The organism is Anaerovorax odorimutans (genome assembly GCF_024459955.1).
GTDB classification, from domain to species: domain Bacteria; phylum Bacillota; class Clostridia; order Peptostreptococcales; family Anaerovoracaceae; genus Hominibacterium; species Hominibacterium odorimutans_A.
The window spans coordinates 64215-79366 of sequence record NZ_JANFXK010000016.1 but is presented as its reverse complement, the minus strand read 5'-3'; the positions used below and the strand labels follow the sequence as shown (position 1 = coordinate 79366).

Here is a 15152-nt window from a genome sequence, read left to right as displayed (position 1 = left end):
GCCCGTCAGAAAATCTCGTAGCTGCCGTCCTTTGAACAGAGTATCCGGCTTTCGTAGAATCCCCTTATGGCCCGGATCAGATAGTCGGTATCCTTTGCTCCGGCCGTTTCATAAGGGGAATGCATGGCCAGCTGCGCCAGGCCGATGTCTATGGTATTCATTGGCACCTGGGTATTGGAGATATTGCCCAGGGTGGAACCGCCCGCCATATCGGACCGATTGAGAAAGGTCTGACAGGGAATGTCCGCTTTTTGGCAGATGGCCTTGAATATGGCCGCCGATACGCCGTCGGTCGTGTATTTCTGGTTGGCATTGTATTTGATTACCACGCCCTGGTTCATATAAGGGCGGTTGGTGGGGTCGGTCTTATCCGTGTGGCCGGGATGGACGGCATGGGCATTGTCCGCCGACAGCATGAAGCTTTTCGCCAGCATGGTATGGTAGGATTCCTGATCCGCTCCCAGGCCGATGAGAATTCGCTTTAAAGTATCCTTCAGGAAGGTGGATGCCGCGCCCTGTTTGGTTCCGCTGCCCACCTCTTCGTTATCCAGCACGCAATGAAGGGAGATGGCCGCAGGCTTCTCTGCGGAAAGAAAGCCCTTCAGAGAAGCAAAGGCGCATTGCAGGTCATCCAGTCTGGGGCTGGAGATATATTCGCCGCCAGCGCCCCAGATGCTGCCCTTCATACGCAGATACAGGAAGAGGTCATTTCCCAGAATGGCTTCTTTTTTCACTCCTGCTGCTTTTGCCACCTGTTCCATAAAAGTTCCGGCGGCTGATTCGTCGCCGTAAAGCGGCAGCAGGTCGGTCTGGGGGTTGAACTTATATCCGTCGTTAACGTCTTTATTCATATGGATGGCAAGGCTGGGAATCAGCAGCAGATCCCGGTCGAGATTGACCAGCCGGGTCTCTACCGACGAACCCTCCTTCACCAGAACGCGTCCGGCCGCGGACAGAGGCCGGTCCAGCCAGCCGGGCATCGCCATACCCCCATACTTTTCCACGTTCAGCTGCACATAATGCTTTTCTTTTTCCAGCTCACAGTTTTCCTTGATCTTAAAGGTGGGCGAATCGCTGTGGCTGACCGTGATATGAAAGCCGCCGCTGCTTTCCTTGGGAACGCGAAAAGCAATGAGCGAAGAAAGGTTTCTGGTTACGAAATAGCGGCCTCCCGAGGCGAGCTTCCACGAATCCGCTTCGTTCAGCTCTTCAAAGCCTTCCTCGATTAACTCCTGCTTCATATTGAAAATCGCATGGTAACAGCTGGGGCTTTTTCCGATAAAGTCCAAAAGCTGATCGTTTGTTGTATGTTTCATAGGTAATCCTCCATATTTCCTTTTGTAGTTTCTATATTTTATAATAACCGGTTTTGCCTTGCAAGATGTTATGTTTCGGCAGGGCGCTGTATTTTCCTTTAAATGCGCACAAATAATATTTGACTTGTTATTTGTGATGAAGGGGCAGTATAATAATATCCATAGCCGCAGGACAGGTTACCTTTTGGTGCCTACTCCACTTTAAAGTGCGTTCTTTACAAACGGCCGGAACATGAAGCATAATAGGCATATGAAGAGAAAGGAGCGCGGTTTGATGAGAGCGATGAAAGATGGGAGAGGCTGGGAGCGTCAGGCCCAGGACTATGAAGATGCCATAAGGGAGATTGGGCAACAGCTTTGCCGGGCGGACGGAATCGTTATCGGAGCGGGCGCGGGTCTTTCGGTATCGGCAGGCCTGGCCTACGACGGCCCCCGCTTTACGGAAAATTTCGGCGAGTTTATCGAGAAATATAAAATGACCGATATGTATTCGGCGGGTTTCTATCCCTTCCGGACCCAGGAAGAAAAATGGGCTTACTGGAGCAGGCACATTTATGTCAACCGTTACGATACAGAAGCAGGACAGGCATACAAAGATCTTTACGTGCTTTTAAAGGATAAAAATTATTTTGTAATCACCACAAATGTGGATCACCAGTTCCAGCTGGCCGGTTTTCCGGAGGAGAGGATTTTTGCCACCCAGGGAGATTACGGACTGTTTCAGTGTAAAAGGGCCTGCCACAAAACCCTGTACGATAACGAAGCGCAGGTGCGGGCGATGATCAAGCATCAGGAAAACTGCCGGATTCCCGCGCAGCTGGTACCCAAATGCCCGGTCTGCGGCGGCGATATGGAGGTCAATCTGCGCTCCGACGGTTATTTTGTAGAAGATGAAAGCTGGCATCGGGCGGCGGAAAGGTATGAGGAGTTTCTAAATAAGAATTTGCGGAAGAATCTTGTATTTGTGGAGCTGGGCGTAGGCATGAACACGCCGGTGATTATCAAATATCCCTTCTGGAAAATGACAAAGCGCATGAAACAGGCATCCTATATCTGCATCAACAAAGGGGAGGCCTGGGCACCGGAAGAGATTGGGGATCGCTCGATTTGCATGAACGAAGATATCGGGTCAGTATTGAAGGATTTAAAAAACCGGGCCTGCCGGAAGAAGCGGGGTATTATGGAAGAGAGGGGAGCAGATGTCAGTGAAACAGTATGATTCTCAGGAAAAACGGTTGGACTTTCTGGTAAAAGAGCTGCGCCGGGACAGCAGGCGCTACGGGAATATTGATATCCCAGAGGATGAGAAGGAAAAAAGAAGACTGATGCGTTCCTTGATGAATCTGCGTATGCCGGAGCCCATCAGTGAAGAATTCCTGCAGGTGCAGGATCAGTTTCTGCAGCAGGAGGCCAGGGAAAAAGGGATCGTTTCGGTATCCCGGCTTTTGACTGTGAAAGAAGCGTTTGGATGTGATATGGACGGCGCGGAGCGAATGATGCTCTGGCAGGGGGATATTACTTCTCTGGCGGCGGACGCCATTGTCAATGCGGCCAATTCACAGCTTTTGGGCTGCTTTGTGCCATGTCACGGCTGCATCGACAACGCTATTCATTCGGCGGCGGGGGTTCAGCTGCGGGAGGCCTGCGGCAGAATCATGAAAAAACAGGGATATGAAGAGCCTGTGGGAAGGGCTAAGATTACGGATGCTTACAACCTTCCCAGCAAATATGTGATCCATACGGTAGGGCCCATCATTCGCGGACCGCTTACGGACAGGGACTGCCGGCTGCTGGCGGATTGCTATAAATCCTGTCTTGAGCTGGCGGCGGGGCAGAAGATAGAAAGCATCGCCTTCTGCTGCATTTCCACCGGGGAATTTTGTTTTCCTCCCCGCAGGGCCGCGGAGATCGCAGTGGAAACCGTACGTCATTTCCTTTCAGAAAATGCAGGACCGGAGAAGGTGATCTTCAATGTTTTCAAGGATGAAGATTATGGGATTTATCGGGAAATTTTCAGTGGAACGGACCGCTCTTAGACGTCGTTTAGGTTTTCCTTGTATGCGGTGCCCCAATTGCTCATGGAATTGAGTACCGGCTGCAGGCTGAGGCCGGTTTCGGTCAGGGTGTATTCCACCCGGGGAGGTACTTCCGGATAGACCGTTCGGGTCAGAAGCCCGGCGCTTTCCATATCCCGAAGATTGCTGGTGAGGACTTTCTGGCTGATGCCGGTGACGGAGCGCATCAGCTGGTTGAATCGTTTAGTCCCGCTGAGCAGATCGCGGATGATGAGCACCTTCCATTTGTTTCCGATCAGCTGCAGGGTCATTTCCACCGGACATTCAGGGATTCCTTTAGACATAGGTATCGTCTCCTTTCTATTATGAAGCATCCCTTTGGATACTTAGTTTCAAAGTGACTATATATTGTTTATTATACTGAAAAGATGAGAAGAGGTAAAGAAGAATGAATCAGAAGGCAAGAAAATATGTGGATCTGTTCCGTCAGGTCAAGATCGCATCTGCCGCTACTGTGGATGAAAAGGGGTATCCACAGAGCAGGATCATCAATGTGATGATCGCGGCCGATGAAGGCATGTACATCGTTACGTCCAGGGGAAAGCCTTTTTACAAACAGCTGATCCAGACCGGACGCATTGCTCTCAGCGCCATGTGCCCGGACTGTCAGTCGCTGAAATTTACCGGTAAGGTTAAACGGGTCGATCAGAAATGGGTGGACCGGGTGTTTGAGGAAAATCCCGGAATGAACGAAGTTTATCCGGGTAAGACCAGATACGCGCTGGAGGCCTTCCTTATTTATGAAGGCAGCGGAGAGTGGTTCGACCTGCTCAGCTACCCCATCAACAGAGAGTCCTTTGCTTACAATGCAAAGGAGGAGCCGGCGGGATTTGAAATCATGGAAACCTGTATCGGCTGCGGCGCCTGCCTTTCCGTCTGCCCACAAGGCTGCATAAAGGAAGGACAGCCCTATGAAATAGCCAAAAACCATTGCCTTCAGTGCGGGGCCTGCCAGGAAGCCTGCCCTGAGGAAGCAATACGCAGGATACATCCGTAAGAGGGAGGGCGCTGTTTTGGAGTTTTTTAAAGAAGTTATCGACCTGTATGTAGAACGGAAGGACTGGTTTGCCCAGTTGATCGCAGAGCATATCGCCCTGTCTTTAATCGCTATCGTTTTGGCGGGGGTGATTGGTCTGCTGCTGGGTATCTGGATCGCGGAGCATGAGAAGGCTGCGCCTCCGGTCCTGGGCATTGCCAATGTCTTTTATACCATCCCGTCCATTTCCCTTTTGGGTATGCTGATCCCCCTTCTGGGCATCGGCAATACAACGGCGGTGGTGGCCCTGACCATCTACGGAATCATGCCCATGGTGCGTAACACCTATGCCGGTATCAGAGGCGTGAGTGAAGATGTGATTACTGCGGCCCGGGGCATGGGGAGTACGGACTTTCAGATCATGACCCGGATCAAGCTGCCTCTGGCGCTGGGCGTTATCATCGCCGGCCTGCGCAATATGGTAGTCATGACCATTTCCGTGGCGGCTATCGCCTCCTTTATCGGAGCCGGCGGCCTGGGAGTGGCCATTTACCGGGGCATCACCATTTACGATACCGCATTGACCTTTGGCGGCAGTTTTCTGATTGCGTTGATTGCGCTTATCAGCGACCTTCTGCTGGGGCATATGGAAAAACGAATCAAGAGAAGGAGAGGAAACTAAAATGAAATCATTCAAAAAAATCATCGCAGTCACGTTAGTATTGTTAATGACGCTGGTCTTTGCCAGCTGCGGCGGAAGCGGCGGAGCGGAAAGCGAGCCCATTAAAATTGCCACCAAGCCGATGACGGAGCAGTACATCTTGGGAGAAATGATTAAGCAGCTGATCGAAAACAAGACGGATTACAAGGCGGAGATCACCAAGGGCGTGGGCGGAGGAACCAGCAATATCCAGCCAGCCATGGAAAAGGGCGATTTCGATTTGTACCCGGAATATACCTCATCGGGCTGGTCGATGGTGCTGGGGCATGAGTCCAAGGGTGTCAGCGATGAGGATATGCTGAAAAAGCTAAGAGAAGAATACCATGACAAATACAATATGACATGGACCGGACTCTACGGTTTTAATAATACCTTTGCCGTGGCAGTACGCAAGGAAGTGGCGGACAAGTACAATCTGGAAACCTGTTCGGATATGACGAAAGTGGCGGACAAGCTGGTGTTCGGAGGAAACCCGGATTATTTTGAAAAGGAAGAAGGCTTTGATGCCTTAAAGGCAGCTTACAACTACAATTTCAAAGCTCTGAAAGATGTGGATATCGGCCTGAAATATGAGGCCATGAAAAAGGGCGACATTGATGTTACCAATGCATTTACCACAGACGCGCAGCTGAGCAGAGATTATGTAAAGGTTCTGAAAGACGACAAGCATTTGCAGTACAATTACTATTGCGCTACCGTAGTGCGTGAGGACGCCCTGGAAAAATATCCGGATCTGGAAAAAACGCTGGCTCTGATGGACAACATTCTTACGGATAAGGAGATGGCGGCATTGAATTATCAGGTAGAGGTGGACGGCAAGGATGAAGCCGACGTGGCAAAAACTTTCCTGATTTCCAAGGGACTGATTGAGGAATAAGTCTATGGATATGATTAAATTGGAGCACATAGTAAAGAGCTTCGGCGGCCGCAGGATTCTCGACGATCTCTCCCTTTCCGTAAGGGAAGGGGAGTTCCTGACGGTAATCGGCCGTTCCGGCTGCGGCAAGACGACAATGCTGAAAATGATCAACGGCCTGCATCAGCCGGACAGCGGGAAGGTTTTCATAGAGGGGCAGGATATCAGTGAAATTGATATTATCGGCCTGCGGCGGCGAATCGGCTATGTGATCCAGAACAAAGGATTGTTCCCTCATATGACAGTGGAAAAGAATATTACCTACGTGCCGGTTATCAGCGGCAGAAAGGACAAAGAAGAAAACCGCAGGCTGGCCCGCCGCCTCATCGAAACAGTGGGGCTGGAAGAAGACATGCTGAACCGCTATCCGTCGGAGCTTTCCGGCGGACAGCAGCAGCGGGTAGGCATTGCCCGGGCGCTGGCTGCGGATGCCAGGATCATGCTGATGGACGAACCCTTCGGCGCCCTGGATGAAATCACCAAGCAGGCCATGCAGGAAGAGATCGCGGCCCTCAAACGCAAGCTGGGGATTACCATTGTATTCATTACCCATGATATCCGCGAGGCTATGAAGCTGGGTGACCGGGTGCTGGTGATGGATCAGGGCCGTATTCTGCAGCTGGATACGCCGCAGGAGATCCGCAGCAATCCGGCGCATCCTTTTGTGAAGCAGCTGGTAGGGAGCAGGGTGGAATGAAACGGACGGCGTTTGGGCTTTTCACTTGCATGGCTGAAAAGAAGTGTGCTATAGTTGATATATTATGGAAAAGATATTAAAAAAACCATCGGTAAGATGTATACTGGCAATCCTGTGCTGCGCTTTATGGGGCAGCGCTTTTCCATGTGTAAAGACAGGGTATGAATGGCTGCGGATCGAGACGGTGGGAAGTCAGATCCTGTTTGCCGGCTATCGCTTTTTCCTGGCGGGAATCATAACCTTTGCGGTGGCCTGCGTTCTGGAAAAGCGAATCATTACAATTAAAAAGCCGTCAATTCCGCATATCATGGGAATCGGTTTTCTGCAGACTACGGTGCAGTATGTGTGCTTTTATATCGGAATGAGCCATGTGACGGGAACCAAGGGCTCGATCATCAATGCGTCCAGCGCTTTCATATCCATTCTGCTGGCCCATTTTGTGATCAAGGGTGAACGCATGAGCTGGAAGAAGGGCGCCGGCTGTCTCCTGGGCTTCGCAGGTGTTGTGATGATTAATCTGGGCGGCATCGGCGGCGGATTTTCCTTTATGGGAGAAGGTATGATTATCATTTGTACCACAGTATATGGAGTTTCCTCTGTGCTGATGAAGCTCATTGCCCATCGGGGAACGCCGATGGCCATTACTGCATACCAGCTTTTGTTCGGCGGATTTCTGCTGGTTGTCATCGGCCTGCTTGCGGGAGGCCGCGTGACAGGATTTGATATGAAGTCCGTGGTGCTGCTGATTTATATGGCCCTTATATCGGCCATCGGTTTCAGCATCTGGACCGCGCTCCTGAAATACAATCCGGTGGGAAAGGTAGCCATTTTCGGTTTCAGCATACCGGTTTTCGGCGTACTGCTGTCTGCTATCTTTTTGGGTGAACATTTTTGGTCGCTGAAAAACCTTTCCGCGCTGATCTGCGTAAGCGTGGGCATTATCATTGTCAACCTGCCGGAAGTAAAGGAAGCGGTCAGCGACTGCTGACCGGTGATTGGAACACGGTGGCAGCCAGACCATCCGGTAACCGGAGCCAGATTTTAGCTAAAAGTTACGCATTTTTCAATGATCCTGAGGCCTGCGAAACGGCTTGCAGCACAAATTTTCTTTTTTTTCGGTTTTGAGCACCCGCAAACCCACAACTTTGCGTAACTTTGCACGGATTTTCGTAAAAGGTTACCGCAGCGGCCCCTTGCCGCAGGGTGCAAAGGGCTCAGGATGCGGAGAGCTCAAAGAGTGGAAAACTGCCTAAAAGGCAAATTGCTATTTTTATAAACACGCAGCGAAAAAACAGGGTTTTGTTGAGTTTTTTTCAAAGATACAGAGCATAAAAGCGTAGTATCTCGATCAATATGCCATTTTCAACAGGGACAGAAGTCGCAAACCTTGGAAATACCTCAACAACAAAGTCGAAATGAATTCGTTGTTGAACAAATATAGAAATCGGGTAGAATAGTGTGCCAGTTTCTCTGCCTGGGAACAGTTTAGCAGCAGGCTATGATGCTGCGGTAAGCTACGGCCTGCAGTAAGTTACGATCTGCGACCAAAGTGCATTTTTCTAGCCAATGGTCGCGGGTTTTGCCAGTAAAATCAGCATTTGGTCGCAAAGCTGCGCTCATTCTCTGTTGCAGCTGGGCGGTGTTCTGCGGCCGGGATTGCCATAGTATAATAAAAAAATCACCTTCGGTGAGTTATTTGCGCATAGCGCTCATTTTCATATTGTAGATTTTTTTGAAATATAGGAAATGCCACGCATTCGATATTTCCTATATTATAAAAAAAGTGCCTTTTCGGCACTTTTTTCTATTATTTCAGCATGGAGCTGAGGAAATCCCTCAGACGTTCGCTCTTTGGATTTTTAAAGATTTCTTCCGGTGTTCCCTGTTCGACGATTTTGCCCTGGTCCATGAAGATGACCCGGTCGGCCACCTCTCTGGCAAAGCCCATTTCATGGGTAACCACTACCATTGTGATATGCTCTTCCGCCAGCTTCTTGATAACGTTCAGCACTTCTCCGGTGATTTCCGGGTCCAGCGCAGAGGTTGGTTCATCGAAAAGCATGATCTGCGGATTCATAGCCAGACCTCTGGCAATGGCGATTCGCTGCTTCTGCCCTCCGGACAGCTGGGCCGTGTAAACGCCCTCCTTGGATGCCAGACCCACCAGCTCCAGAAGTTCACGGCCGCGGGCCTCTGCTTTTTTCCTGTCCTCTTTTTTGACCTTGATCGGTGCGTAGCAGATGTTCTGCAGACAGGTCATGTGAGGGAAGAGGTTAAAATGCTGGAAAACCATTCCCGTTTCCGCACAGATGCGGCGAAGTTCCTTATCGGGGATGTATTCCGCTTTTCCGCCGGCCGGTGTGCTTACGAAGGTTTCTCCGTTGAGACTGATGCTGCCCGACGTGATCCGGTTCAGACAGTTGACGCAGCGCAGCAGCGTACTTTTTCCCGATCCCGACGGTCCGATGATGGCAACGGTCTCGCCTTTATCAATGGAAAAATCCACGTTATCCAAGGCGCGGCAGTTGGCAAAATCCTTTACAATGTGTTTCATTTCTAAGATCTGTCCCATTTTACCATTCCTCCTTTGCGTCATAGACTGAGAAGCGCCGTTCCAGATAATTGGAAAGCAGCGTCAGCAGGAATGTGAAAATCAGATAGATAACAGCGGCAATCAGATAAGCGACTGCGCTTACGTCCCGATTAACCGCGGCAGTTGCCGCTTTCATCAGCTCGCCGACACCCATGACAGAAACCAGAGCCGTATCCTTGATGAGTACGATTGCCTCGTTGGATACCGGCGGCAGAACGCATTTCATCGTCTGCGGCAGAATAATGCCGAAGGTGGTCTGCGTCCGGGAAAGCCCCAGGGAATGGGCCGCCTCGTACTGCCCTTTGTCGATGCTGTTGATGCCGCCGCGGTAGATTTCCGCAAAGTAGGCCGCATAGTTCAGCACAAAGGTGAGGGTGGCGGTGGTGAAAGCTGAAAACTTGATCCCGAATGTGATCGGGAGGAAGAAATAAAAGAAAAACAGCTGTAATAATAGAGGAGTGCCTCTGAATATCCATATATAGGTTTTGCAGATCCCCCTAAGGATCCTGAAGCGACTGTTGCCGCCCAGAGCGAAAGGAAGGCCCAGGGGCAGAGACAGGATCAGGGTCACGACAAAAAGTTTTACCGTATACCAGGCTCCTAAAAGAAGCGATGGCATCAGGACACCGACATAAGACATCGTTTCCTGAAAGTTGGAAATAAAATCATTCATAAAAGCAGCTCCTCCAAAATTAATGTAAGACAGACCAAACGCGTGTCAGAATGTCCTTACTATTTATCCAGCGGTTCGAAAATTACGATGTTTTTGCCGAACCATTTGTTGCTGACTTTTTCAGCTTCGCCGCTGTCGATCGTTGCTTTGATGGCATCGTTCACTTTTGCAGCCAGAGCTTCATCACCCTTTCTGAATCCGATGGCATAGAAGTCGTCGCCGAAGTTAAAGTCGCATACGTTCATTTTTTCCTTCATCTTGGAATTCTTGTATTCGCCCAGAACCTGGTCTACAACGATGCAGTCAACTCTGCCGGCCTGCATGTCCATGATTGCCTGGTCGTAAGTCTTGTATTCGGAAATCTTGTCTTTGTAGGAATCATAAGCTTCGTTGTCCTGCAGCATTTTCAGAGCGGAAGAATCCACCTGAGTACCGATTTTGTAGTTTGCCAGATCTTCGGCTTTTGTCACTTTAACGTCATCCTTCAGTGCCATAACAATGATCTTGTTGTTTATGTACTTGTTGGACAGCGTCATCTTTTCCTGTCTTTCCGGTGTGATGGACATGCCGTTCCATACGCAGTCGATATTCTTGGCTTCCAGTTCCATATCCTTGGAATCCCAGTTGATCGGCTGGAACTTGGCTTTTATGCCCATCTGTGCACATACGGCGTTGGCCAGATCGATATCGAAGCCTACCAGATTATTGCCTTCGTCTCTAAAGCCCATCGGCGCGAAGGTGTCGTCAAGTCCGATAATCAGTTCGCCCTTTTCCTCTACGTAACTCCAGGAAGCGTCCTCTGATGTTTCTTTGTCTCCGCCGCATCCGGTCAGTGCCAGGGAGCCGACAACCAGTACCAGCACAGCTGCCAGTAATAAAAGTTTCTTTTTCATGATGTGTTTCCTCCATAACAAAATGAGTAATAAATAAGAATAATTTCGCTTTATCCCTATGCGGCATTTGCACATTATTGGAATAAAGCGATATTACAATAAAAATATACCATAGATATGGGTGAAAATCAATGGATTTGTGCAGGGATAATGGTACAAATTTGTGCAATATAGGCCCTTAAAGGGTTATATAAATAGCCCCTTACTATCAGTCTAATAAATTTCGTATGAATGGGATAAACTGTAAACAGGGAGGGCACATATGAAAAACAAAGTGATCAGCCGAATTCTGGAGCTTTGCGATGAGCGCGGGATTAGTCTATACAAGCTTGCGAAACTGTCGGATATATCGAGGACGACATTGAACAATACGGTATCTCAGAATAAAATGCCTACGATCCCTACCATTGAAAAAATTTGTAATGGACTGGATATTACGCTTGCGGAATTTTTTTCTTCAGAAAATCTTTTTCCGGATGTAACAGAAGAGCAACGGGAACTTATTGTTCTTTGGGAAGCCTTGCTTCCGGAGGATCGAAAACTAGTTAAGAAGTATATGGGGATGCTGGAGGAGTTTCGCAAAGAGAATGATGGGCAGTGAGAAAATGCAAGAAATATAGAAAGAAGATGACAAGAAAATGTTATTAGCGATGATCGTTGAGGATAATAAAGCCGATGCGGCCCGGCTACAAGAGATTTTGACGTGTATCCAGCCGGAATTGAATTTTGTCACATGCAAAGATGGAGAAGATGCCATTGCCTATCTGAACAAAGCCGGAAAACTAACGGATATTTTTTTCATCGACAGAGAGCTGCCGCAGATAGATGGATTTTCCCTGGCACAAAAGATAAGGGACATTCAGGAATACATACTAACGCCTATTGTTTTCGTTACAGGATACAATATGGACCAGTTGGATGCTTTTCAGGAATATCACTGTTACAGCTATATTGTCAAACCATTGAAGGAAAGCACGGTGCGCCGCTGTATCGAACCTCTGCTCAAGAATCTTGGCGGTGCAAGAAAAAAATTGGAAAGGGTGATTCCTCTCGATACGGCTGACGGGACGAAGCTGCTGCGATTTCAGGATATTTTGGGGATCGAAGTAATGGGAAGGGCTTGTTATCTTTATACCAACCGTGAACAGATACGACTTCCCTGGAAACCTTTAGAAAAACTATTGGTGGAAATTGACGAACCATACTGCATTCGATGCCATAAGTCTTTTGCTTTGAATGTAACTAGAGTTGCGGACATTGTGAAATCCCGAAGAAACATATGGAAACCGGTTTTTGATATTTCCACTTCTTTTGGATGCGAAATCAGTAAAACTTATTATGAACGCGTTTTGGAAAAATATAGGAAATATTTATCTGAAAGGGAGTAATGCCGTATGGATGGTACCATATTTAATGGGATAGCATCATTATTGGAAATGCTGATGTTGTGCGGTGTTTTGTGTATATTGCGCAGGGATTACCAGAAAAAAGGAAAAATTATTATCACTGCAGTTATTATGGCTGTCGCAGCGACAGCTGCCGACCAATTGTCTATTGATATAAATACAGGTTTGAATGTTTTTTTAATAACAATGATCGTATTTCTATGTTATAGGGGTCGTTTCTTGGATGTTTTTTTCGATACGATCAGCAGTTTGATGATTTGTCAGATTTTTCAACTGATTGTACTCTTTATTTGTAATTTAATTTCTCCGTCCTTTTTGAATCATCCAATGTATATTTTCTCTGTATTACTTCTGATGACAGCGGTAATATACGGGGTTATAAAGTTAGTAAAATTAGAAGCTCTGCAGCTTTACTATCACCGATACAAACGTGTGATTTGGGTTGTGCTTCTGAATTTTTATATTATTCAGGCTGCATATATGTATAATTGGAATGAGACTAACACAGTGGAAGAAAGCGTCTTTATTCTGGTACTCCTTGTGATAGCGACCAACGGATTCTTAGCCTATAATCTGCTTGTTTCTAAGAGGCAGGAAGAAATCATTCAGTATCATCAGAAGCTTTTCGAAACCAAGGAAGCGTTTATTAAACAGATGGCACAGAAACAGCATGAATTTGCGAAGCATATTCAATTGATTCATGATTTGACGGAATCTGAGGACTATGAAAAAACGGTTGAGGAAATACGCAGGTATACGCAGGAACTGATTACAGAGAGAAATGAAAATCGCTCCACCCTAGTATATTCCGGGGACAGTATTTTATCGGCTTTTTTGATGAAAAAGAAAGAAACGGCAGATAAGAGAAATCTGCAGCTTAGTACGATAATAAAAGATCCGCTTCCGGCTATGCTCTGCACACAGAAAGAATTAATCGAGGTTGTAGGAAATCTTCTTGATAACGCTATGGAAGCAGCTTCGGACTTTGTGGGGGCAAAAAGAAAAATATTTTTTGAAATAGGGGAAGAAAATGAAAAGAGTTTTCTGCAGACAATCAATTATCGCCCTGAGAATTCTGCGATAGATCAAACGCAAATGATGAGCAGAGGATATTCAACAAAAGAAGGAACTTTGCGCGGCTATGGCCTGCCAAACATTCGGTCTATCGCAGAGAAATATCAGGGGAGGCTGGAAATCAGAATGAACGATGAAGTAATTCTGATTAAAGTTCTATTTCCATAATTCTTTTGGACAATCCGGTTCGCCCCAATGCATGATTGTACTTGTGGAGGTCGCCAGATCAGAAAGTGCGATCAAAGCCATTGCAATCATAGGGAGCGTACACTTTTTTAACTTTTTAAACATTGGAATTTCTCCTTTCTTCGTTTACCTTTCGGTAGAAATATGTCATGACCATCTGTACTGCCTGCAGGTTGAAAAACCATATTCCGCAGTTCCTCAAATATGTATCAGGGACGAAGAACAACAAACATACACACCATAAAAGGCTAAAGAGGATTGCGTTTTTTTTACACAATTTATATCTTTTCTGTCCCTGAAATGGCCGCTTGTAAGAGGCAAGAGGCGACAATCCGCAGATGATCAAGACGCTGATGAGCAAGAGCACCTGATACACAGAATCAGGAAAGGCTGCCAGCCTCGGAAGCAGTATAATCTCCGCATACAAGAAAATAAAGCTCAAGGTAAAACAACCTATATTTGTCTTCATGTGCATTCCGCCGGCAAACACGCGAACCGTACAGGCAATGGCCATACAAAGGATGAACTCCTTGAAAAAGCCTGCAAAGGAGAAAACAAACAACAGAATAAGCGTTTTTAATCCTTCATTCCTTAAAAGTTCCAAAGCGTATCGAACCTTTAAGGTGTCCGTGTGTGTCAAAGCCAACTGAGCATTTAAAACTGAAACGATTTTTTCCTGGAATCCTTTTTTCATATTTACTATACCCTCCGCTTCCATGTCTCTCAGCTTAATAAAAAATCCACAAAATGACAATTAAAATTACATCAAATTGCAAAATCCCGTATGAAATTGCACCCGGCGACAATTTCATGCGGGATTTTGTCATGCTGTGTCAGAGGCATTGCATTAATACACCAATCTTCGGATAATTAAATGTGATAAACACATGAAATTTATTTGAAGAAAAAAGGAGAAGGATCATGCAGCTATTAAAAAACAGACCCATCGCCATATGGGCATTTACGGGCTCGCTGACTCTGGGCGCGATAGGGATTTGGCTTTTACCGGGGATTATGGAATATGTGAGGATTCATATAAACATGGAAGTTCCTGCATATGTGGGTTTTTTTACGGTTTTCGCGGGATTGTCCGTATTTATAACTGCTATGCTGACTTATCAAGTGGAGAGGGCATGCGGCATCAGTCGGTACAAGGGTCTTGGCTCCTACCTTTCCCGAATGGCGCTGTTCCTTCCGGCGGCAGCGGGATTCTATCTGGTATTCGGTCTGTTGAACGGAGTCTTTGCGGTTTTCCTATATGAATTACTGAAAAACAGTTGGAATTTCGAAGTAATTAAATGGACGATCCATCTATTGTCACAGATCCTGTCTGTGCTGATAACCCCAATAATTCTGATGCAATTTCTGACCTTCTCTTTATATAACGCAAGGTTTTGGCGTACTCTGCGAATGGGATTTATTACTCTTCGATTTTGTTATTTGAAACTATTGGCTGTCACGGCGTCCTGCGGCATTCTGGGATGGATAATTCGGCAGACGGCAGATCTTTTTTCTGCCGATTGGGCGCAGAAAGTTTGGATGTGTCTGTTTTACAGCATACTGGGAACACTGGCGGCGGCTCTGCTTTTTCAGATAGGGCTGACTGTTTATAAGAAGAGGAGATAA

18 protein-coding genes are annotated in these 15152 nt (G+C 47.3%); 11 read left to right on the top strand and 7 right to left on the bottom strand.

What is annotated here, in order from left to right; translation table 11 throughout:
* Positions 1 to 5 precede the first annotated feature (5 nt).
* On the bottom strand, positions 6 to 1316 hold the full coding sequence (locus NE619_RS13685) for a M18 family aminopeptidase (protein WP_256132993.1): 1311 nt from the start codon (positions 1314 to 1316) through the stop codon (positions 6 to 8).
* A gap of 274 nt (positions 1317 to 1590) precedes the next feature.
* Here NE619_RS13685 and NE619_RS13680 point away from each other — a divergent pair, with 274 nt between their 5' ends.
* On the top strand, positions 1591 to 2535 hold the full coding sequence (locus NE619_RS13680) for an SIR2 family NAD-dependent protein deacylase (protein WP_330640768.1): 945 nt from the start codon (positions 1591 to 1593) through the stop codon (positions 2533 to 2535).
* Positions 2516 to 3352, top strand: a complete 837-nt coding sequence (locus NE619_RS13675) for a protein-ADP-ribose hydrolase (RefSeq protein ID WP_256132992.1) — start codon at positions 2516 to 2518, stop codon at positions 3350 to 3352. The genes NE619_RS13680 and NE619_RS13675 overlap by 20 nt, the downstream gene beginning before the upstream one ends.
* Here NE619_RS13675 and NE619_RS13670 read toward each other — a convergent pair.
* On the bottom strand, positions 3349 to 3675 hold the full coding sequence (locus NE619_RS13670) for a winged helix-turn-helix transcriptional regulator (RefSeq protein ID WP_256132991.1): 327 nt from the start codon (positions 3673 to 3675) through the stop codon (positions 3349 to 3351). The two genes, NE619_RS13675 and NE619_RS13670, sit on opposite strands and share 4 nt — an antisense overlap.
* Positions 3676 to 3779: 104 nt before the next feature.
* Here NE619_RS13670 and NE619_RS13665 point away from each other — a divergent pair, with 104 nt between their 5' ends.
* The 5 genes from NE619_RS13665 to NE619_RS13645 all read left to right on the top strand — a co-directional run bounded on the left by NE619_RS13665 (position 3780) and on the right by NE619_RS13645 (position 7689).
* A complete protein-coding gene (locus tag NE619_RS13665; RefSeq protein ID WP_256132990.1) occupies positions 3780 to 4388 on the top strand; it encodes a 4Fe-4S binding protein in 609 nt (202 codons plus the stop codon).
* A gap of 16 nt (positions 4389 to 4404) precedes the next feature.
* Positions 4405 to 5049 (top strand): ABC transporter permease, encoded by a 645-nt coding sequence (locus NE619_RS13660; protein ID WP_256132989.1) that lies wholly within the window; start codon positions 4405 to 4407, stop codon positions 5047 to 5049.
* Between the two features lies 1 nt (position 5050).
* On the top strand, positions 5051 to 5965 hold the full coding sequence (locus NE619_RS13655; RefSeq protein WP_256132988.1) for a glycine betaine ABC transporter substrate-binding protein: 915 nt from the start codon (positions 5051 to 5053) through the stop codon (positions 5963 to 5965).
* 4 nt (positions 5966 to 5969) lie between these two features.
* A complete protein-coding gene (locus NE619_RS13650; RefSeq protein WP_256132987.1) occupies positions 5970 to 6701 on the top strand; it encodes an ABC transporter ATP-binding protein in 732 nt (243 codons plus the stop codon).
* Between the two features lie 64 nt (positions 6702 to 6765).
* The gene (locus NE619_RS13645; protein WP_256132986.1) at positions 6766 to 7689 is read left to right on the top strand and encodes a DMT family transporter; all 924 of its coding nucleotides are present in this window, start codon (positions 6766 to 6768) and stop codon (positions 7687 to 7689) included.
* Positions 7690 to 8508: 819 nt separating this feature from the next.
* Here NE619_RS13645 and NE619_RS13640 read toward each other — a convergent pair.
* Genes NE619_RS13640 through NE619_RS13630 form a run of 3 tightly spaced genes read right to left on the bottom strand, consistent with a single transcriptional unit; the run spans position 8509 to position 10860 of the window.
* Positions 8509 to 9273 (bottom strand): amino acid ABC transporter ATP-binding protein, encoded by a 765-nt coding sequence (locus NE619_RS13640; RefSeq protein ID WP_330640765.1) that lies wholly within the window; start codon positions 9271 to 9273, stop codon positions 8509 to 8511.
* 1 nt (position 9274) lies between these two features.
* Positions 9275 to 9967 (bottom strand): amino acid ABC transporter permease, encoded by a 693-nt coding sequence (locus tag NE619_RS13635; protein WP_256132985.1) that lies wholly within the window; start codon positions 9965 to 9967, stop codon positions 9275 to 9277.
* A gap of 59 nt (positions 9968 to 10026) precedes the next feature.
* Positions 10027 to 10860 carry an amino acid ABC transporter substrate-binding protein gene (locus tag NE619_RS13630; RefSeq protein WP_256132984.1) on the bottom strand — a complete coding sequence of 278 codons (834 nt, stop codon included), beginning with the start codon at positions 10858 to 10860 and terminating at the stop codon, positions 10027 to 10029.
* A 262-nt stretch (positions 10861 to 11122) separates the two neighbouring features.
* Here NE619_RS13630 and NE619_RS13625 point away from each other — a divergent pair, with 262 nt between their 5' ends.
* Genes NE619_RS13625 through NE619_RS13615 form a run of 3 tightly spaced genes read left to right on the top strand, consistent with a single transcriptional unit; the run spans position 11123 to position 13508 of the window.
* Entirely contained in the window at positions 11123 to 11461 is a 339-nt protein-coding gene (locus tag NE619_RS13625; RefSeq protein ID WP_256132983.1) for a helix-turn-helix domain-containing protein, read from the top strand.
* Between the two features lie 37 nt (positions 11462 to 11498).
* Entirely contained in the window at positions 11499 to 12248 is a 750-nt protein-coding gene (locus NE619_RS13620) for a LytR/AlgR family response regulator transcription factor (RefSeq protein WP_256132982.1), read from the top strand.
* A 6-nt stretch (positions 12249 to 12254) separates the two neighbouring features.
* Positions 12255 to 13508, top strand: coding sequence for a sensor histidine kinase (locus tag NE619_RS13615; RefSeq protein WP_256132981.1), 1254 nt, complete (start codon positions 12255 to 12257; stop codon positions 13506 to 13508).
* Here the strand turns inward: NE619_RS13615 and NE619_RS13610 are convergent.
* Both NE619_RS13610 and NE619_RS19320 read right to left on the bottom strand, forming a co-directional pair.
* The gene (locus tag NE619_RS13610; RefSeq protein ID WP_256132980.1) at positions 13497 to 13631 is read right to left on the bottom strand and encodes a hypothetical protein; all 135 of its coding nucleotides are present in this window, start codon (positions 13629 to 13631) and stop codon (positions 13497 to 13499) included. The genes NE619_RS13615 and NE619_RS13610 overlap by 12 nt on opposite strands.
* Positions 13624 to 14220: an accessory gene regulator ArgB-like protein gene (locus NE619_RS19320; protein ID WP_420314510.1), complete on the bottom strand. Its 597-nt coding sequence runs from the start codon at positions 14218 to 14220 to the stop codon at positions 13624 to 13626. The genes NE619_RS13610 and NE619_RS19320 overlap by 8 nt, the downstream gene beginning before the upstream one ends.
* Positions 14221 to 14447: 227 nt before the next feature.
* Here NE619_RS19320 and NE619_RS13605 point away from each other — a divergent pair, with 227 nt between their 5' ends.
* The gene (locus NE619_RS13605; RefSeq protein ID WP_256132979.1) at positions 14448 to 15152 is read left to right on the top strand and encodes a hypothetical protein; all 705 of its coding nucleotides are present in this window, start codon (positions 14448 to 14450) and stop codon (positions 15150 to 15152) included.